Origin of the sequence: Nordella sp. HKS 07, assembly GCF_011046735.1 — a bacterium.
Lineage (GTDB): Bacteria > Pseudomonadota > Alphaproteobacteria > Rhizobiales > Aestuariivirgaceae > Taklimakanibacter.
Window position 1 is genome coordinate 6,293,967 of record NZ_CP049258.1, and the last position, 16,607, is coordinate 6,310,573.

Genomic DNA, 16,607 nt, shown 5'->3' on the forward strand with positions numbered 1-16,607 from the left:
ATCCACTTTTTAGTGTCCCCTTCGAGCCCGAGGGCCCCATTGTAGCGCAATAGGTTAAAGCAATCAAAAAACAAAAGCTGGCCGGTCCACCACGACCCCCGGCAGCCGGGCGACCGACGCCTCGAAGGCGGGCATCGAGCTGATGGCGCCGTCATTGCTGGTGAAAACGGTTGCCGTCGCCACGGTCTGATCGCCGACCACCGCGACCAGGCGCCCGCCATCATTGAGCTGCTCGAGCAGCGCCTTGGGTACCGATGGCACCCTGCCGTCGATCACGATGGCATCATAAGGCTGGCCCGCTTTCCAGCCCTCAGCATGCGCCGCCTGATGGACCGAGGCGTTTGCGACCCCCAGCGCCGACAGATTGCCTGCCGCCGCATCGACGAAACCCTGATCCTCGTCGATGGCGATGACCTTGTTGCACAACCGCGCCATGAGCGCCGTGGCATAGCCGGTGCCGCAGCCGATATGCAGCGCCGTCTCGTCGGCAGCGATTTCCGCAAGCTGAATGAGCTTGGCCAGCGCCATCGGCTCCATCAGGGCGCGCCCGCTTCCGATGTCGATATCCTCATCCATATAGGCGACGGCACGACGCGACTCCGGCACGAACAGTTCGCGTGGCAGCGCGGCCATCGCCAGGATGATGCGCCCGTCGGTGATGCCGTTCGGGCGGATTTGCGAATCGATCATCTTTGATCGGGCGAGAGCGAAATCAGTCATAAGACGCTGATAACCAAATAGAGAGGGTCTGTCCATCTGCCAATCGTAACACATTGTAGTCCTCGATTGCTTCGACTATAAGGCCCGCCGAAGGCCTCGTGGCGGAGTGGTTACGCAGCGGACTGCAAATCCGTGCACCCCGGTTCGATTCCGGGCGAGGCCTCCAATTTTTCCTATAAAATCAAGCAATTCGAAAGCATCGCGAGAACGACGCCGCAACGCGGCGATCGCCTTGCCATATGCCGGTCCTCCCGCACATATGAGATACAGACGGACAGCTTCGATCATGCGCGATTCTCCAATCCAAACACTCAGCTTCGAGTCACCGATTCTCGGTCTGGATGACCACCCCCGCGATCAAGGCGAGCGAATACGGCGCGAAAAATTTCCGAAGCTCACTGTGCCGGTCTCCAAGAAGGGAATGTCAATGCCCCGCGCGAGCTGCGCTTTGGTTTCAAGGCGTCGTCACTCAGTTTTTTGAGCGGTCGAGAAGCCGAAGCGGCGCGCCCATTTTGGATGTCGTCTGATGAGCCAGCGGCCGAACCTGATTTCGCTCCGGCGCCGGAGCCGGCGCGCCATGGGAATATCCACCGCGAGAATCAAAAGGCCCAGCGGGACCATCCAGAAGCCAAGGACCGGAAGGAAGCCGAGGAGCCCACCCAGAATCAGGGCGAAACCCAGGATGATTCTGATCACCGGATGACCGGGAAGCGAGAACCTTCGCCCGCCGAATTTGACACTGTGCATAGGCGCCTGCCCCGCTTGCTACTTGGCAAATATAAGGAGGCCATGAAGGCTTTTCGACGGCTTGCAAAAAGACTTTTCAAATGCGAGAAACCTATGTATACGCGCTGCCATTCCCCGGTAGCTCAGTGGTAGAGCAAGCGGCTGTTAACCGCTTGGTCGCTGGTTCGAGTCCGGCCCGGGGAGCCAGTTTCACAAAGGGTTAGATGCGAGGCATCTAGCCCTTTTTCATTTTAGGAACGTCGTCCTTTCCCTGAAAACCGCACGCGCGTTTCAGGCCGATGCTCGCACCCATCTTGCTTGTTCCCGGCCATCGTCTGTAGACTCGGCGTTCGGAACTGCTGGAAGGATGGGGACCATGTCTAACGACGCTCCTCGCCGTGCTTTCCGCATATGGCTGGTTCCAGCCATTGCCGGCGCGTCCCTTTTTTGGACATTTGCGGCGCGCGCCCAATCCGCTGACGATCTGCCCACCCCGGAGGAACCGTGGCTCGCCGAGCCCGGCGATTGGGCCGCCGACTTCAACGACGCTCAGGTCGCCTGTTATCAGGGCTCGATGAGTGCATGCGACTCGATCTGGATGAGTCAGCGCGTCCTGTTCGATTCCTTCTTATCCAAATACGGACGCACCTGCGGTGGTCGGGCTGATGCTCGTCAGCTCACTTTCGCAAATATGACCTGCACGGAGGCATTTCCCGGCCACGAATAACGCTGTCGTGCGGTCAAGAGCGCAGGCGCAACTTCGCGCTCATCGGCTTGGCAACTCGCCCGCGAGGCCCTCGCGAAATCGCCATAGGCGAACTTGCCAGCTGGGTTCGGCCTGAATAGACTGATTGCAAACGACAATCAGTCTGGAGGGCCTCATGTCGAAACTCTATGTCCGCGCTTTCTCCATCTCCGTGGACGGCTTCGGCGCCGGACCTGACCAAAGCCTCGAGAACCCGCTTGGTCTCAATGGCGAAAAACTGCCTCAATGGTTCTTTCCGACCAAGACATTCCAGGCGATGTTCGGCAAGGGCCACGGAACCGAGGGCATCGACAATGACTTCGCGGCCAAGAGCTTCGACAATATCGGGTCCTGGATTCTCGGGCGCAACATGTTCGGCCCGATCCGCGGTCCCTGGCCGGATGAAAGCTGGAAAGGCTGGTGGGGCGACAACCCGCCCTATCATGTGCCGGTCTTCGTGCTGACGCATCACAAGCGCCCGCCGCTCACCATGGAAGGCGGGACCGTATTCCATTTCGTGACCGAGGGCTACGAGGCGGCCCTTGAGCAAGCGAAGCAGGCCGCAAAAGGCAAGGACGTGCGCGTCGGCGGCGGCGTCGCCACGATCCGGCAGTATTTGCAGGCGGGCCTCATCGACGGGATGCATCTGGTCCAATCCCCGGCCCTCCTGGGGCGCGGCGAGAACCTGTTTGCCGGCCTCGATCTGCCGGCACTGGGCTATGTCGTAACGGATCGCGTCGCGACTCCGGCCGCCACCCATCTCACAGTGACGAAGCAGAAGTAGCGTCAGCGGCGAAGGGGAAACAGCGCACGCAGGCGCTCGTCGCGCAAATAGAGCCCGCCCCACATGAAGAGGCCCAGATAGACGCCGAACAAGAGATGACTGAAGAGCGGGCTGCCGAGACGCAGATGCGTGGCGATGGCGCCGCCCAGATAACCGGTCATGAGCACGGCGCCGAGCAGCGAGGTGCGCGGATAGGCATAGAGCGCGGTGCAGATGAGTGCCAGAACGCCGAGGCCGCGTGCCAGCCCCGAACTCGCCGGATAGCCGAGTTCCTGCAATGTCTCCATCACAACATCGAGCGGCACCAGCTTGATGACGCTGTCGAAGACCATGAACAGGACGAACAGGCCGCTCAGGCCATAGCCGATCCACCGCGCTGTCTTATTGTCCGCAGGCATGTCCCACCCTCAAAGTTGTTTTGAACCACTCAGCCATTCATCGTGCCGCCGCTGATCATCCACGGCGTGCCGAAGCGGTCAACCAGCATACCAAACGCCTTGCGAAGAAAGATGGCTGCAGCGGCACAACGATACTGCCGCCTGGCGCCAGCGCGTCGAAAGCGCGCTTCGCCTGGTCCTCGGTGGCATAGTCGAGCGCGACGGAAAAGCCTTTCATCCCCTCAGGGACTGCCTCACCGGCCCGGTCGCTCGCCATGAGCACATCACCATTGGCGAAAGTGAGCTGCGCATGCGGGACATTGTCGGGTGAGCCGGACGGTGCCTGCGTCGTCTGAGGCATGTCTCCATATTTGATGAGACGATCGACCTTGGCCCCGAGTGCCTTCTCATAGAAACGCATGGCCTCACCGGTCATGCCATCGAAGGAGAGATAGGTGCTGAGCTTGCGCATGAGCCTGTCCTCTTGAAGCCACTCCCGCCTGCGATCGGGCGGGCATAGAGGCGCGGACCATAGGCGCATCGCTAGGGGTTTGTTTTGTACAGAAACGACAGCTGCTCGTCCTGGCGCTGCACATGTGCTGGGGTCTGCCCGATGAGATGCTTCAGCGCGCGCGTAAGATGTGATTGATCGAAGAAGCCGGCTTCATGGACCGTGTCAAGAATCGAGTGGCCATTCCTGAGGAGCTGGACGGCGCAACGGGCCCTTTCGATTTGCTGGAAGGTACTGTGGGTCATTCCGGTCGCCTGGCGGAAATGCCGCTGGGCCGAGCGTCGCGACAACGCCCGTTCGTCCCCCGCCAGCCCCTCGGTGATCGCCTGATTGCGCGTGATGAGGCCCCTCTTCACCAGACGCGACACAAAGACCTCGGCCGTCTCGAAATCCGGATACTCCCATTGCATGCCATCGAGCCAGAAGCCGAGTCCGGTCATGTCGGGCATATCCTTGTCATTTCGGTCGATGAGTGCGCTCACCGGCAAGGAGGGCATGAATGTGCCGAGCTTGAAACGGATGCCGAACCACTCTCCCTCGGCCGGACAGTCGGCCAGCGTCGCCCTGGTCTCAGGCCCCCTGATCGTCAGGAATATTCTGCCCTTGAGTCGCGACACCGCCATTTCCCAATGTGGTGAGGCGATGGAATGGAACTGGCCGGCGCGCTCGCTGTGGCAGCGCCAGACTCTTTCGATATAGGGAGAATCCGATGGCCGGTCGTTGAAGACAAGGAACACAGCCGCACCTCCAGCTAGGCCTTTCGCGCCGGTGGAAACAAGACCTCGAGATAGCGCCGCAAATGATCGACGCACTGAATGCCGGCCTCGGCGCTCTGCCTGGATTTGGCGAGGATGAAGGCACCCTGGAGGACCGCCTGGATATGCAAGGCCAGGCTTTCCGCCGTCCAGGTGCCGTCGCTGCCATATTTGTCGATCGCCTTGGCGACGTCATCCGCCAGTGCCGCCCCATGACTGTCGAAGGTCGCGCCGCAGGCGTCGCGGATCTGCGGATGCGACAGATAGACCTCCTGCACCAGCGTGCCGCCGAAGCAGGTGAATTTGGGCAACTCGCCCTGCATCAGGCTCTTGCGGAAATCGACATAAGCGAGGAGCCGGTCGCGCGGATCGGCTAGCGTCTGGTAAGGCGCCGTGGCGAAGAGCTCACCGGCATACGCTCCCCAATGCGACGCCGCCTCGATGGCCAGATCTTCCTTGGTTTTGAAGTGATGGAAGAAGCTGCCCTTAGTGAGCCCCGCCGCGGCGCAGATATCCTCGATCCGCGTCGCCGCATAGCCCTTGGCGCGGAAGACATCGAGAGCGGCATTGAGGATCCTGGTCTTGGATTCGTGTGGCGTCTCTGTCGTCTGCATCTCATACTCACCAGCGGCCAAGGTACCTACCGGTGGGTATGGTGTCAATGAATCCCCTCAGTCCCGGATGGAAAAGTTAATGGCCCGGTCGATGGCACTGGTGACGGCGGCACTGTCGAGGCGGGAGTCGAAGCCGTGCGGCGCGCCAGGCAGGTTCACGACTTCCACAACCGCATCCGCAGCGAGCAGCGCCGCAATCGTGTCGTCCTGAAGCGCGTTGAGGCCTTTTATATGGCCGCCGCCGGCGCGCAGGAACAGGAGCGGCAATTTGCGCTCCGCGATCAGCCCGGCAACCCGCTTGAGATTCATCCGCGCGGCAAGCTCAGCGCTGGTGAGCGGCTCGCTTGGGCTGCCTGGCACGACGCCGGTCGAGGGATAGAACATGACGACACGGCCGACGGCGAGCGGGCGCTTGCTATCGAGCAGCGACGGCACCAGAAGCCCGCCTGCCGAGAAGGTGATCACACTGACACGCTTCGTGTCGAGCCCCTTTCCCTCACCCTCGGCGCTGAGCCAGCCGAGCACCTGGTCGAGCTGGCCGAGCGCCAGATCGAGCTCGCGCTTCGGTGAGCCCAGCGAATGATCATACATGATCGCCGCCGCCCCCGAGGCGGCGATAACCGTGCCCCAGTCGCGATTGACCTGCCAGATGCTCGCCGGCGCCTTGATTTCGGCCGGGATGCCGCCATGCATCAACAGCACCACCGGCAGCTTGTCCTTGCTTTCGCCCTTGGGCGTCGACAGCGTGATCTTCACTGGCGACCCGTCCGTTCGCTGGCCGATCGTCACTTCTTCCTTCATGACGTCGGCGCTAACCAGCGGATGGCGCAAGGGCGGATTGTCCTGCGCCTGCAACGGACCACTGAAAGCGATCAACAAAAGAAACAGAAACGCGACAGATCCCATCTTCATCATGCTTGCCTCCCGGACAAATCGTTTGAGCCCGCTCTAGCAAAGCCGCTCGAGCCTCGCGTTTCCGGAATTGCTATTTCGGCACTAGTGTCCCGAATCCGAAGTTCGCCACAGCCAGCGGGACCTTCCGAGCGAACTTCGGATTCGGAAGGACACTAGAAAATCTAATGATTCTAGTGTGCTTTTGAACGCGAAGGTCCTGTCGGTGCAAGCCGCCTGATATCAGGAACTTCGCGTTCAGCACACTACAAGGTTTTGAAGAATTCCCGCGTCCCCTCCGCGGTGACGAGGCTCGCCGACGTCTGGCCTTCATGAATGCCCGAGGCGATCAGGAGCGGCTTCGCCGTTGCACCGGCGACGCCGTCGGCGCTTACCGCAAGCCCAAGCCCATGCACCAGGCCGGCCAGCGCACGCACCATCCTGGCGGCGTCCTTCTGGTCCATATTGGCCACGAAGCGGCGGTCGATCTTCACCTTGTCAAAGCCGAATTCGCGGATGTGATAGAGATTGGAATAGCCGGTGCCGAAATTATCCAGCACGATGCGCACGCCCGCCTCGCGCAATGGTTCGAGCGCGGTCTTGGCGGCCTCCAGATCCTTGACGATCAGACTCTCGGCCACGTCGAGCTCGACGCGGGCGGGCGCGATCTCGGCTTTGGCGATCATCTTCAGGATCGTGTCGCCGAGGTCACGGTCTCGCAGCTGCGCCGGCAGCACGTCGATGGCGAGCGACACGCCTTCCGGCCAATGCCGGGCCGCCGAACAAGCAAGCTCGAGGATACGTGTCGCGATGGCATGGATGAGCCCCGCCTCCTCGGCAATCGACAGGAAGCGCTCTGGCGGGACTTCTTCGCCATCTTCCCTGATCAAGCTCGGCACGGCTTCGAAACCTGTCACCGCGCCGTTCTCCAGATCGAAGGACGGACGGAATCGTGGACGCACGCGACCTGCCTCCAGCGCCCGGCGCAGCTCGTCCTCCATTTGCGCGCGCTCGCGCATCAACTGATCCATCTCCTCCTCGAAGAAGCGATAGGCGGAGCGTTTCTCGGCCTTGGCGCGATAGAGCGCCACATCCGCCTTGCGCAACGCTTCGTCCCCGCTCAGCGCATCGCCGGGCAGAAGCGCTATGCCGATGCCGGCGCTGATCTGATGCCGGCTTCGCCCGGTGCCGATGGGCTCCGAGAGTACGTGAATGATCCTGAGCGCGATGCTGGCGGCGGCCTCCGCCCCCAGAAGATGCTGGGCCAGGATGATGAATTCGTCACCGCCGAGACGCGCCACCAGATCGCCTTCGCGCACCGCGCGCAGGAGGCGTCCGGCAACATGGAGCAGCACCTCATCGCCGACGCCATGGCCGTAGGTATCGTTGATCTGCTTGAAGCTGTTAAGGTCGAGCAGCATCACGGCATGCGACAGACCGGCTGCCGGCGGCGAGGCGACCGCAGTCCGCAGCGCCTCCTCGAACTGGCGCCGGTTGGGGAGCCCGGTCAACGGATCCTGATAGGCAAACTCGCGCGCCCGCGCCTCGGCCGCGATGCGCCGCGCCATTTCGCGCTTCTGGTCGAAATAGCGGCGCATGGCGAAGATCAGCAGGCCAAACGCCAGGATTCCACCGATGAGCAGCGCTTCGTTGAGATCGATCCTTCGCTCATGCTCCGAGGCGCCGGTCGCGGTGGCGAAGATATCGATCTCGAATGCGATATAGGTAATCACCGCGATGACGGCGGCAAGCATGCCGAGATCGCGCAGGCTGACGCGGTGCTTGAGGATGAAATTACGGATGCGAGACAATGAACCCTCGGGCGATGAGAATCGAATACGCCGGCAAGTCCCGCGCGCTATACCATGATCGTGGCCCGATCACACGGCCTGGGTCTGATCCAGCGCGGCATATTCACTCGCCAGGCGATCGAGCAGAGCCCGCACCGACGGCAGAAGCCGGCGGCGTGACGGAAAGGCCGCATGGATGATCCCCGAGCGTGGCGCCCAGCCGGGCAAGACATCGATAAGCTTGCCGGCGCGCAGATCCTCCTGCACCACGAATGTGGGCAGCTGGCACACGCCCACGCCTTGGAGTGTCGCCAACCTGAGGGCCACCATGTCCTCGGTGATGAAGCGGGGCCGATGTCGGATGACGCTGGTCGCACCTTGCGCATCTTCAAGCCGCCACTCATGTTCGAGGCTTGCCGGCTCCCAGGCGAGACTGGGCAGTGTTGAGAGATCGGCCGGGACGAGTGCCCGGGAATTGCCTTTGAGCAGGGCCGGACTGGCCACCAGGCGTTGCCGGCTCTCGGCGAGCTTGCGGATCACAAGGTCGCTGTCCTCGAGCGGCGGGAAGCGCACCCTGATCGAGAGATCGAAGCCCTCGCTGATGACATCGACACGCCGGTTGGTGCTTTCCAGCTGCACCTCCACTTTCGGATGGTCGGCGACGAAGCTCGCGATGATCTCCCCCAGCTGGAAATAGATCACCGAAGACGGGCAGCTCATCCGCACCACGCCCTGTGGCTCGGATTTCATCCGGTCGATCGCCTCTTGCGCCGCATCGGCCTCGACCGTCATCGCGACGCAGTGCCGGTAATATTCCCGACCAATGTCGGTGACGGCGAAGCGCCGGGTCGAGCGCTGGATCAGGCGCACGCCGAGCCGCTCCTCGAGCAGGCCGATGCGGCGGCTGAGCCGGGAGCGCGGCATGCCCAGCTTACGGGCAGCGGCGGCGAAGCCGTTCTGTTCCACCACATCGACGAAATAGCGCAGATCGTTCAGGTCTTGCATTCTCATTGTCCTATTCTCAGGACATTATAGCCCGAAATGGCTATCTACCGCCAGATTTGGTGCAGCCATATGTACTCCGCGACACGATCCTTCAGGGATCCCCATCGGAGACAGAACATGAGAAAGATCCTAGGTATTTACGGTGGTCCGCGGCCCCATTGGGTCGGCGACGGCTTCCCCGTCCGCTCCCTCTTCTCGCATGCGAGCCATGGCGAGCATGTGAGCCCTTTCCTCCTGCTCGACTATGCCGGTCCAGCCAGGTTCGAACCCACGGATCAGCCGCGCGGCGTCGGCGTTCATCCTCACAAGGGCTTCGAGACGGTGACCATCGTCTATGAGGGCGAGGTCGAGCACCGCGACTCGACGGGCCGTGGCGGCGTCATCGGCCCGGGTGACGTGCAGTGGATGACCGCTGCCGGCGGCATCCTGCATGAGGAATTCCACTCAAAGGACTTCACCCGCATGGGCGGTACGCTGAAAATGGTGCAGCTCTGGGTCAATCTACCGGCCAGGGACAAGGCGGCGACTCCCGGCTATCAGGCCCTGCTCGCCCGCGACATCCCCTCTGTCCCGCTCACAGATGGCGCCGGAACGCTCCGCGTCATCGCCGGCGACTATCAGGGCCGCAAGGGACCGGCGCGCACTTTCACACCGATCGATGTGTGGGACGTCTCGCTCAGCCGTGGCAAGCCGATTGAGCTCGAGCTGCCCGATGGTCACACCCTGGCCGCCGTCGTCCTCAAGGGCTCGGTGCTCTTCAACAACGACACCGTCGCCAGCGAGGCGCAGTTCGCGCTCTTCGACCGCAAGGGCGGCACGATCACGCTCGAAGCGCAGAGCGACGCGCAGATCCTCATCCTGAGCGGCGAGCCGATCGACGAGCCGGTCGTCATGCACGGACCCTTCGTCATGAACACGGCCGACGAGATCCGCCAGGCCATCACCGAATTCCAGAATGGCCGCTTCGGCGCCATCGCGGAAAACGCCTAATCCCCAACACAAGGAGTGAATACTGAAATGGCAAATACCTACAAGCGTCTCGACAAGGAGCAGGCAGCGGTGCTGCTGGTCGACCATCAGACCGGGCTTCTGTCCCTGGTGCGCGACATCGATCCGGACAAGTTCAAGAACAACGTGCTCGCGCTGGCCAATCTCGCCCGCTATTTCAAGCTGCCGACGATCCTGACCACCAGCTTCGAGGACGGTCCCAACGGCCCCCTGGTCCCTGAGCTCAAGGCGCTCTTCCCGGATTCGCCCTTCATCCCGCGCCCCGGCCAGATCAACGCCTGGGACAATGAAGACTTCGTCAAGGCGATCAAGGCGACCGGCAAGAAGCAATTGCTCATTGCAGGCGTGGTGACCGAGGTCTGCGTGGCCTTCCCCGCTCTCTCGGCACTTGCCGAAGGCTTCGATGTCTTCGTCGTCACCGACGCATCGGGCACCTTCAACGAGATGACGCGCCATTCGGCCTGGGATCGGATGTCGGCCGCCGGCGCCCAGTTGATGACTTGGTTCGGCGTCGCCTGTGAGCTTCATCGCGACTGGCGCAACGATGTCGAAGGTCTCGGGACGCTCTTCGCCAATCACATTCCCGACTACCGTAACCTTATGACCAGCTATTCGGCGCTGGCGCAGAAGTAACAGGAGAATACCATGACTGCCAATTTCAACGGAAAACGCCCGGTCATCGATCCCGATGATGCGGTGATGCTTCTGATCGACCATCAGAGCGGCCTGTTCCAGACGGTCGGCGACATGCCGATGCCGGTTCTCAGGAACCACGCGACGGCGCTCGCCCGCATGGCGACGCTCGCCAAGCTGCCGGTGATCACCACCGCCTCGGTGCCGCAGGGCCCGAACGGTCCGTTGATCCCCGAGATCCATCAGAACGCGCCGCATGCCCAGTATGTCGCTCGCAAGGGTGAGATCAATGCCTGGGACAATCCCGACTTCGTCGCCGCGGTGAAAGCGACGAAGCGCAAGACCCTGATCATCGCCGGCACCATCACCAGCGTCTGCATGGCCTTCCCGTCCATCAGCGCGGTCCAGGACGGCTACAAGGTCTTCGCGGTGGTCGATACGTCGGGCACCTATTCGAAGATGGCGCAGGAGATCACCCTCGCCCGCGTCGCCCAGGCCGGCGTCGTGCCGATCGACACCGCTGCCGTTGCTGGCGAATTGCAGCGCACCTGGCATCGCGAAGATGCGCAGCAATGGGGTGAAGTCTACGCCAAGATCTTCCCGGCCTACCAGCTGCTCTTCGAGAGCTACCACAAGGCGCAGCAGGTCGAGAAGGACCACGAGGTCCTCGACTCGCAACGCAGCTGACAAGCCTGCGGCCATGGCTGAACGCCATGGCCGCATTGCCTATTCGGGACGGCGCCGCAGCAGCGCGCCGCACCCGCTGCATGCTCAGCTCCTCAGCGCTGAGGCTTGCGCTTCGTTGAGCTTCCGGGCGCATTCCTGGCAGCAGACCTCGACAGTCTTTCCAGCGATCGTCACCTTGATCGGGTTGGCGCCGATTTCGTCATCGCAGGCCGCGCATGTTTTCGCTGACATGATATTTCTCCACAGTTGAGACCCGATATTGGGTGAGTGGAGTGCACCACATCCGCTCCGAGGCGCGCTGTCGGAATCTTTAGCGATCGAGCGCCGACTGGCGGAACTGCGACGGCGTCCTTCCATAGGCGTCGCGGAAAGCCTGGGTGAAGTGGCTGTGGCTGGAAAAGCCGAGATCCAGGCCGAGCTCCGTCAGATCGTCATATTGGGCGATAAGGTCGAGCGCGCGCGCCAGCCGCAGGCGCAGCTGATAGCGATAGAGCGGCAGACCTTCCACCTGCTGGAACACCTGGGTGAGATAGACCGGCGAGCAGCCCACTTCCTGGGCGATATCGGCGAGCGTCCAGCGCCGCGCCAGGTCACGAGCCAGCACAAGCTTGGCGCGGTCGGCGAGACGCTGACGGCCCTCACTGGCGCCCGCCGCGTGGGCGGTACGCAGGGCCAGCGCGCGGCGCACCAGAGTCAAAGCCAGGCTCTCGGCCTCGAGCGGCTCGGCGAGCCCCTGCCTCAGACTGTGCCGAAGCATCGCAACGAGCGCCTGCGCGCGCGGATCGATACGCAGGCGCTGCCGCCGGAAGGCCACGCCTCCGCCGTCACGCAGCAGGTCCTTGGGCGCCAGCTCGCGCAACAGCGCATTCTCCACCTCGATCACCAGCGAAGCATCGCCGCCTTCCACCGGATGGCTGACGCGATAGACCTCGCCTTCATTGAAGAACAGGACCTGATTGGCTTCCGCCACCGCCTCGTCGCGCCCGAGAAAGCGCACATAGGCACCGCGATAGGGAAAGACGAGAAGTGTCGAGCCCGTGCATTCCTCGGAGCTCTTATGGCCGCGCCCGCAACTGCAGTAGACGTCGCGCACCGCGACGCTGGGCGTTTCGAGAAGCGTATGGCCGGTCAGGTCGGACATATCTCATGGCACAATGGTGGTGAACAAATATACCGCAAAAATGACGAGATGTACCGCGCCTTGCAGCACGGTGGTGCGGCCGGTGCCGAGCGAGAGCGTGGCGACCAGCAGCGACAGGGCAAGCAGCACCATGCCCTTATGGTCGAGCCCCAGCACCAGCGTCCAGCCCGTGGTGAGCGCTACGATGGCCACCGCCGGAATGGTGAGGCCGATCGAGGCGAGCGCCGAGCCGAGCGCCAGATTGAGGCTCGTCTGCAGGCGGTTGTAGCGGGCGGCCTTCAAGGCTGCGAGGCTCTCGGGCAGGAGCACGATCGCGGCGATGATGATGCCGACGACGGCCTTGGGCGCCCCTGCCGCCGTCACCGCGCTTTCGATCGTCGGCGACAGTGACTTGGCGAGCAGCACGACGGCACCGAGGCAGACGATGAGAAGCGCGCCGCTGATCAAGGCGGTATTCAGGCTGGGTGGCCGCGCATGCACCATCTCATCATGCGCCGCCTTGCCTTCGGGGAGAAAATAGTCGCGGTGCCTGACCGTCTGGACCAGCACGAAGGCGGCGTAGAGCGTCAGTGAGGCGATCGCGATCATCACCAGCTGGCTCGACGAATAGATAGGTCCCGCGACGGTCGTCGTGGCATTGGGCAGGATCAGCGTGATCACCGACATCGCGGCCAGCGTGGCGAGCACCGCATTGACGCCATAGAGCCCAAAAGCCTGCTCGCCATGGCGCGACCCGCCCACCAGCAGGCAGATACCCACCATGCCGTTGAGGATGATCATGATGGCGGCGAAAATCGTGTCGCGCGCCAGCGCCGCCGTCGCTTCGCCACCCGCCAGCATGAGCGAAACGATGAGCGCCACCTCGATGATCGTCACCGCGAGCGCCAGCACCAGCGTGCCGAAGGGCTCGCCGACACGATGGGCGACGACCTCCGCGTGATGCACCGCCGCCAGGACGCAGGCGACCAGCCCCAGACCGATCACGATATTGAACAGCGGATGAGCGTAGCCCAGCGACGCGGCAAGCAGCAGCCAGCCGGCAAGCGGGCTGAGCCAGGTCCAGATCGGCAAATAGTCACGCAGCATAGGTCATCCGTGATTCTCTTAGTTTAGGACACTGCTAGTTTAGGACACTGCGCAGGTCAGGCAGAGGAGCGGCGCGCTGTCATTTTTCTTGACGACCGTTTCGACCGTCAAGCCCGAAGCTTGCAGCTTGTCGCGAACGAGCCCGGCAATCCCGTCCCGCTGCGCCGCCACAGGCGGTTCATAGAAAAGATAGAGCCTGCCCTTTTTCTTCAACGATTTTCTGACGACCGGCAGCTCGGCGCGGGCGTCGGTCCAGAAGAGATTTACATTAATGGCGAACATCTTGTCGAACAGTCCCTCGCTTTCGTCGAGGTCGGCAAGCGCCATATGACGAAAGGCCGCCTTGTCGGCGCCCTGCCAGGACTTGCTTTCCCGCCGCGCCGCAGCGATGGCAGTGGCGGAGCGGTCGATGGCGAGGATGCTCCCGGTCTTCAACCGAGGCGCGATGAGGGAGACGGCAAGCCCTCTGCCACAGCCGATTTCCAGCAATCGGTCGGATGTCCTGGCCGCCAGGGTCGCGACCGCCCAGCCGATTCGTTCCGGAATTCTGGATGCCATGCCTTACTATGACCTATCCGGCCAATCTTCGAAACGTCCCAAATCCGGTCGGCTTTTTCCGTTCTGCCGCCACAAAGGCGGGAGATATGTAGCTTGCCCAAAGGGGATAGACGTCTAGAATTGCCGTGCGGTGCCGGTCATGCGAAGACTGGCGTCGACGCGAGTCTGCTACATCCTTTCTACCCTCCACAGCCTTGGTGCGTTGATCCCATGATGAAGAAGTTTCTGATGGCCGGCACGGCGAGTGCCCTCCTCGCTCTCACCGCTTTGCCTAATCTGGCCGAAGCCAAGACGCGCATGCTGTTGATCGGGGTGGCTGACTACAATGAGGACTCCGGCATCCGCGACCTTCTGGGGCCGCGCAACGACGTTTCGATAATGTGGCGCCTGTTCAAGTCGCGCGGCGTCGACCCCAAGGACATCACGGTGCTGAGCGACGGCATTCCGGAAGGCGCCGACTACCCGACCGTGAACGGCCCCGCGACGATCGAGAACATCCGCGCCGCTTTCGATCGCATCGCCAGCGAGTCCGGTCCGGATGACGATTTCATCTTCTACTATTCGGGCCACGGCACCCGCCAGCCGGATAACGATCCCGCGGCCGAGATCGAGCCCGAGGCCGATGGCTATGACCAGGTTCTGCTGCCGACTGACACCGGTGCCTATGATCCGACCGGCGGTGGCATCAAGAATGCACTGGTCGATGACGAGCTCGGTAAAAAGATCGACGCCATCCGCGGCAACGGCACCTTCGTCTGGGCCATCATCGATTCCTGCAATTCCGGCACGGTGACGCGCGGCGACAGCGTGACGAGGTCGATCGATCCGGCCGTTCTGGGCGTGCCCGACAAGCCCGCGTCGGCCAGCGCCACGCGCGGCGGCAGCCGCAAAGGCGCGCTCAGCATGACCAACCAGAACGACCTGGTCGGCTTCTACGCCGTCGATGCCTTCGACGAGGCCATCGAGCGTCCCTTCACCGGCTACAATCTTCCGATGGTGGGCGATGGCAAGACGCAGCGCATGGGCGTCTTCACCAACGCGCTCCATCATGCCTTGACCCAGGGCACGGCGCAGACCTTTGCCGATCTGGCGCGAGAGATCTCAGCCGATCTGCAGACCGACCGTTCCGGCGGACGCGTGCCGCAGCCGGTCTTCGATGGCGTGCTTGACCGCCCCCTCCCCGGCACAGCCAACAAGGGCCCGCGCCTCATCACCTCGATCATCACCGACGAGACGGTGGCGGTGCCGCAGGGCGTGCTGCATGGTTTCGAGGAAGGCTCGAAGGTCGAACTCTATGCGCCGGGCAAGAGCGATGCACCGATCGGCAAGGCCGAAATCGTAAGCGCCGAGGCCGCTTCAAGCCAGGCCGGCAACATCGCCTGGACGGAAGGCGCGGAGAAGATCGCCTCGGGGCCGATCGCGGTCAGGCTCGCCGAGCAGGCGGTGAGCTTCCGCTATGCCGTGTCGCCGCCGCCCGCGGAAGATCTCAAGGCGGGGGCCGCTTCCGAGACGGTGACGAAGGCCATCGATCTCGCTTTCGGCAAGGAGTCGGGCTCGGCCGAGATCGGCATCGCCTTGGGCGAGCCGGGAAATCCGGACGGCGACGTGTTGCTGCGCGCCCAGAATGGGCGGCTGTGGATCATGCGGCCCGATCGTCCCTTCGACACCAAGGCCGGCAGCTTCGGCGAAACGCCGAGCGTCGAGATCGGCGATGACGCGCAAGCGCTTGCCGAAAAAGTGAAGCAGGCCGTGTGGTCGCTGTCGCGCGCCGAGAAGCTGATCCGCTTCGCCTCCTCGGTCGGCTCCTCGCAGGATCCCAACACCGACCGGCCGGAGATCACCGCCACCATCGCACGCAAAGGCGACAAGAGCAGCGATCCCGCCGGCGCCTGCGCCAAGCCCGACAAGAACGCACAGGGCAAGCCGCTCGCCGCCTTCTCTCCTCAAGGGGTGGGCAATTGCGACACGGTGCGCTTCAAGGTCACCAATGAGACGGACCAGACCTACTATATCGCGGCCTTCTATGTAGACGCGTTGGGTGGCGTGATGCCGCTGTCGAGTCAGGATCGTGCCCGCGGCTGCGTGCGCACGCTCTATTCAGGATCTGGCGAGGTCACCTATACGATCCAGATCAATACTTGGGACGCACAGAACAAGCGTCCCGCCGCGGTCGGCACCGAGAATGCGGTGATCCTCGCCATCCCCCAGGATGCCTCCAAGATCGCCCCCAGCATGTGCTCGCTGATCCAGCCGACCTTGTCGGCGATGCAGCAGACCAGGAATGTCGAGGAGACTGCGACCCGTGGCTCGGCCCAGCGCAAGTCGCTCAAGAATCTGCTCGGCGGTATTACCGGCTCGGCTACGCGCGCGGCGACGATCGAGGAAGACGAAGGCGGTGGCCCGGCTATGACGTCGAGCCTGTTCACCTTCGATGTGCGGCCGTGATGATGAGCGCGCGACCGGCCCCGCTCCTAGCGCGGGATGCGAAAAAGTGGTTACCGGTTTTTCGCAAATATCCCGCGCTAATATATAGGAATAGATCACGTTTATGAGTTTGGATTGATTCAATCCAAACT

At 62.7% G+C, this 16,607-nt stretch carries 19 protein-coding genes and 2 tRNA genes; 8 read left to right on the plus strand and 13 right to left on the minus strand.

Annotation, left to right across the window (positions count from 1 at the left end; all coding sequences use genetic code 11):
- Positions 1 to 63: 63 nt before the first annotated feature.
- A complete protein-coding gene (locus G5V57_RS29790; protein ID WP_165172197.1) occupies positions 64 to 690 on the minus strand; it encodes a protein-L-isoaspartate O-methyltransferase in 627 nt (208 codons plus the stop codon).
- Positions 691 to 812: 122 nt separating this feature from the next.
- On the opposite strand from G5V57_RS29790, the gene G5V57_RS29795 reads away from it, so the two are divergent.
- A tRNA-Cys gene (locus G5V57_RS29795) sits at positions 813 to 886 on the plus strand.
- Between the two features lie 299 nt (positions 887 to 1,185).
- Here the strand turns inward: G5V57_RS29795 and G5V57_RS29800 are convergent.
- Positions 1,186 to 1,467 carry a PGPGW domain-containing protein gene (locus G5V57_RS29800; RefSeq protein WP_165172198.1) on the minus strand — a complete coding sequence of 94 codons (282 nt, stop codon included), beginning with the start codon at positions 1,465 to 1,467 and terminating at the stop codon, positions 1,186 to 1,188.
- Between the two features lie 111 nt (positions 1,468 to 1,578).
- On the opposite strand from G5V57_RS29800, the gene G5V57_RS29805 reads away from it, so the two are divergent.
- From G5V57_RS29805 to G5V57_RS29815, 3 genes are all read left to right on the plus strand, one after another.
- Positions 1,579 to 1,653, plus strand: a tRNA-Asn gene (locus G5V57_RS29805).
- A gap of 169 nt (positions 1,654 to 1,822) precedes the next feature.
- Positions 1,823 to 2,173 carry a hypothetical protein gene (locus tag G5V57_RS29810; RefSeq protein WP_165172199.1) on the plus strand — a complete coding sequence of 117 codons (351 nt, stop codon included), beginning with the start codon at positions 1,823 to 1,825 and terminating at the stop codon, positions 2,171 to 2,173.
- 154 nt (positions 2,174 to 2,327) lie between these two features.
- A complete protein-coding gene (locus G5V57_RS29815; protein ID WP_165172200.1) occupies positions 2,328 to 2,975 on the plus strand; it encodes a dihydrofolate reductase family protein in 648 nt (215 codons plus the stop codon).
- 2 nt (positions 2,976 to 2,977) lie between these two features.
- On the opposite strand, the gene G5V57_RS29820 is transcribed toward G5V57_RS29815, so the two are convergent.
- From G5V57_RS29820 to G5V57_RS29850, 7 genes are all read right to left on the minus strand, one after another.
- Entirely contained in the window at positions 2,978 to 3,373 is a 396-nt protein-coding gene (locus G5V57_RS29820) for a DoxX family protein (RefSeq protein ID WP_165172201.1), read from the minus strand.
- A gap of 55 nt (positions 3,374 to 3,428) precedes the next feature.
- Entirely contained in the window at positions 3,429 to 3,824 is a 396-nt protein-coding gene (locus tag G5V57_RS29825) for a VOC family protein (RefSeq protein WP_206530115.1), read from the minus strand.
- 71 nt (positions 3,825 to 3,895) lie between these two features.
- Complete coding sequence (locus G5V57_RS29830) at positions 3,896 to 4,600, minus strand: helix-turn-helix domain-containing protein (RefSeq protein WP_165172202.1); 705 nt, start codon at positions 4,598 to 4,600, stop codon at positions 3,896 to 3,898.
- Positions 4,601 to 4,614: 14 nt separating this feature from the next.
- Positions 4,615 to 5,232 carry a TetR/AcrR family transcriptional regulator gene (locus G5V57_RS29835; RefSeq protein WP_165172203.1) on the minus strand — a complete coding sequence of 206 codons (618 nt, stop codon included), beginning with the start codon at positions 5,230 to 5,232 and terminating at the stop codon, positions 4,615 to 4,617.
- A gap of 57 nt (positions 5,233 to 5,289) precedes the next feature.
- Positions 5,290 to 6,147, minus strand: coding sequence for a dienelactone hydrolase family protein (locus G5V57_RS29840; RefSeq protein ID WP_165172205.1), 858 nt, complete (start codon positions 6,145 to 6,147; stop codon positions 5,290 to 5,292).
- Positions 6,148 to 6,389: 242 nt separating this feature from the next.
- Positions 6,390 to 7,934, minus strand: coding sequence for a bifunctional diguanylate cyclase/phosphodiesterase (locus G5V57_RS29845; protein ID WP_165172207.1), 1,545 nt, complete (start codon positions 7,932 to 7,934; stop codon positions 6,390 to 6,392).
- A 69-nt stretch (positions 7,935 to 8,003) separates the two neighbouring features.
- Positions 8,004 to 8,918 (minus strand): LysR substrate-binding domain-containing protein, encoded by a 915-nt coding sequence (locus G5V57_RS29850; protein ID WP_165172209.1) that lies wholly within the window; start codon positions 8,916 to 8,918, stop codon positions 8,004 to 8,006.
- A 117-nt stretch (positions 8,919 to 9,035) separates the two neighbouring features.
- Here G5V57_RS29850 and G5V57_RS29855 point away from each other — a divergent pair, with 117 nt between their 5' ends.
- The 3 genes from G5V57_RS29855 to G5V57_RS29865 are packed head-to-tail and all read left to right on the plus strand — an operon-like array spanning position 9,036 to position 11,246.
- On the plus strand, positions 9,036 to 9,908 hold the full coding sequence (locus G5V57_RS29855; protein WP_165172211.1) for a pirin family protein: 873 nt from the start codon (positions 9,036 to 9,038) through the stop codon (positions 9,906 to 9,908).
- A gap of 27 nt (positions 9,909 to 9,935) precedes the next feature.
- Positions 9,936 to 10,559, plus strand: coding sequence for an isochorismate family cysteine hydrolase YcaC (gene ycaC, locus G5V57_RS29860; RefSeq protein WP_165172213.1), 624 nt, complete (start codon positions 9,936 to 9,938; stop codon positions 10,557 to 10,559).
- Positions 10,560 to 10,571: 12 nt separating this feature from the next.
- The gene (locus G5V57_RS29865; protein ID WP_165172215.1) at positions 10,572 to 11,246 is read left to right on the plus strand and encodes a hydrolase; all 675 of its coding nucleotides are present in this window, start codon (positions 10,572 to 10,574) and stop codon (positions 11,244 to 11,246) included.
- Positions 11,247 to 11,330: 84 nt separating this feature from the next.
- Here G5V57_RS29865 and G5V57_RS29870 read toward each other — a convergent pair whose 3' ends face one another.
- The 4 genes from G5V57_RS29870 to G5V57_RS29885 all read right to left on the minus strand — a co-directional run bounded on the left by G5V57_RS29870 (position 11,331) and on the right by G5V57_RS29885 (position 14,031).
- Positions 11,331 to 11,477, minus strand: coding sequence for a TRASH domain-containing protein (locus G5V57_RS29870; RefSeq protein ID WP_165172217.1), 147 nt, complete (start codon positions 11,475 to 11,477; stop codon positions 11,331 to 11,333).
- A gap of 79 nt (positions 11,478 to 11,556) precedes the next feature.
- A complete protein-coding gene (locus G5V57_RS29875) occupies positions 11,557 to 12,387 on the minus strand; it encodes an AraC family transcriptional regulator (protein WP_165172219.1) in 831 nt (276 codons plus the stop codon).
- Positions 12,388 to 12,390: 3 nt separating this feature from the next.
- Complete coding sequence (locus tag G5V57_RS29880) at positions 12,391 to 13,473, minus strand: calcium:proton antiporter (RefSeq protein WP_165172221.1); 1,083 nt, start codon at positions 13,471 to 13,473, stop codon at positions 12,391 to 12,393.
- A 39-nt stretch (positions 13,474 to 13,512) separates the two neighbouring features.
- Positions 13,513 to 14,031 carry a cyclopropane-fatty-acyl-phospholipid synthase family protein gene (locus G5V57_RS29885; protein WP_165172223.1) on the minus strand — a complete coding sequence of 173 codons (519 nt, stop codon included), beginning with the start codon at positions 14,029 to 14,031 and terminating at the stop codon, positions 13,513 to 13,515.
- Between the two features lie 210 nt (positions 14,032 to 14,241).
- Between G5V57_RS29885 and G5V57_RS29890 the strand changes: the two genes are divergently transcribed.
- Positions 14,242 to 16,476, plus strand: a complete 2,235-nt coding sequence (locus G5V57_RS29890) for a caspase family protein (protein WP_165172225.1) — start codon at positions 14,242 to 14,244, stop codon at positions 16,474 to 16,476.
- Positions 16,477 to 16,607 lie beyond the last annotated feature (131 nt).

Bases quoted from the DNA above. Each gene is read 5' to 3' on its own strand.
- G5V57_RS29840 (WP_165172205.1), bottom strand. From the start codon at position 6,147: ATGATGAAGATGGGATCTGTCGCGTTTCTGTTTCTTTTGTTGATCGCT.
- G5V57_RS29885 (WP_165172223.1), bottom strand. From the start codon at position 14,031: ATGGCATCCAGAATTCCGGAACGAATCGGCTGGGCGGTCGCGACCCTG.
- ycaC (WP_165172213.1), top strand. From the start codon at position 9,936: ATGGCAAATACCTACAAGCGTCTCGACAAGGAGCAGGCAGCGGTGCTG.
- G5V57_RS29790 (WP_165172197.1), bottom strand. From the start codon at position 690: ATGATCGATTCGCAAATCCGCCCGAACGGCATCACCGACGGGCGCATC.
- G5V57_RS29870 (WP_165172217.1), bottom strand. From the start codon at position 11,477: ATGTCAGCGAAAACATGCGCGGCCTGCGATGACGAAATCGGCGCCAAC.
- G5V57_RS29850 (WP_165172209.1), bottom strand. From the start codon at position 8,918: ATGCAAGACCTGAACGATCTGCGCTATTTCGTCGATGTGGTGGAACAG.
- G5V57_RS29810 (WP_165172199.1), top strand. From the start codon at position 1,823: ATGTCTAACGACGCTCCTCGCCGTGCTTTCCGCATATGGCTGGTTCCA.
- G5V57_RS29880 (WP_165172221.1), bottom strand. From the start codon at position 13,473: ATGCTGCGTGACTATTTGCCGATCTGGACCTGGCTCAGCCCGCTTGCC.
- G5V57_RS29800 (WP_165172198.1), bottom strand. From the start codon at position 1,467: ATGCACAGTGTCAAATTCGGCGGGCGAAGGTTCTCGCTTCCCGGTCAT.
- G5V57_RS29865 (WP_165172215.1), top strand. From the start codon at position 10,572: ATGACTGCCAATTTCAACGGAAAACGCCCGGTCATCGATCCCGATGAT.
- G5V57_RS29835 (WP_165172203.1), bottom strand. From the start codon at position 5,232: ATGCAGACGACAGAGACGCCACACGAATCCAAGACCAGGATCCTCAAT.
- G5V57_RS29825 (WP_206530115.1), bottom strand. From the start codon at position 3,824: ATGCGCAAGCTCAGCACCTATCTCTCCTTCGATGGCATGACCGGTGAG.
- G5V57_RS29820 (WP_165172201.1), bottom strand. From the start codon at position 3,373: ATGCCTGCGGACAATAAGACAGCGCGGTGGATCGGCTATGGCCTGAGC.
- G5V57_RS29875 (WP_165172219.1), bottom strand. From the start codon at position 12,387: ATGTCCGACCTGACCGGCCATACGCTTCTCGAAACGCCCAGCGTCGCG.
- G5V57_RS29815 (WP_165172200.1), top strand. From the start codon at position 2,328: ATGTCGAAACTCTATGTCCGCGCTTTCTCCATCTCCGTGGACGGCTTC.
- G5V57_RS29855 (WP_165172211.1), top strand. From the start codon at position 9,036: ATGAGAAAGATCCTAGGTATTTACGGTGGTCCGCGGCCCCATTGGGTC.
- G5V57_RS29890 (WP_165172225.1), top strand. From the start codon at position 14,242: ATGATGAAGAAGTTTCTGATGGCCGGCACGGCGAGTGCCCTCCTCGCT.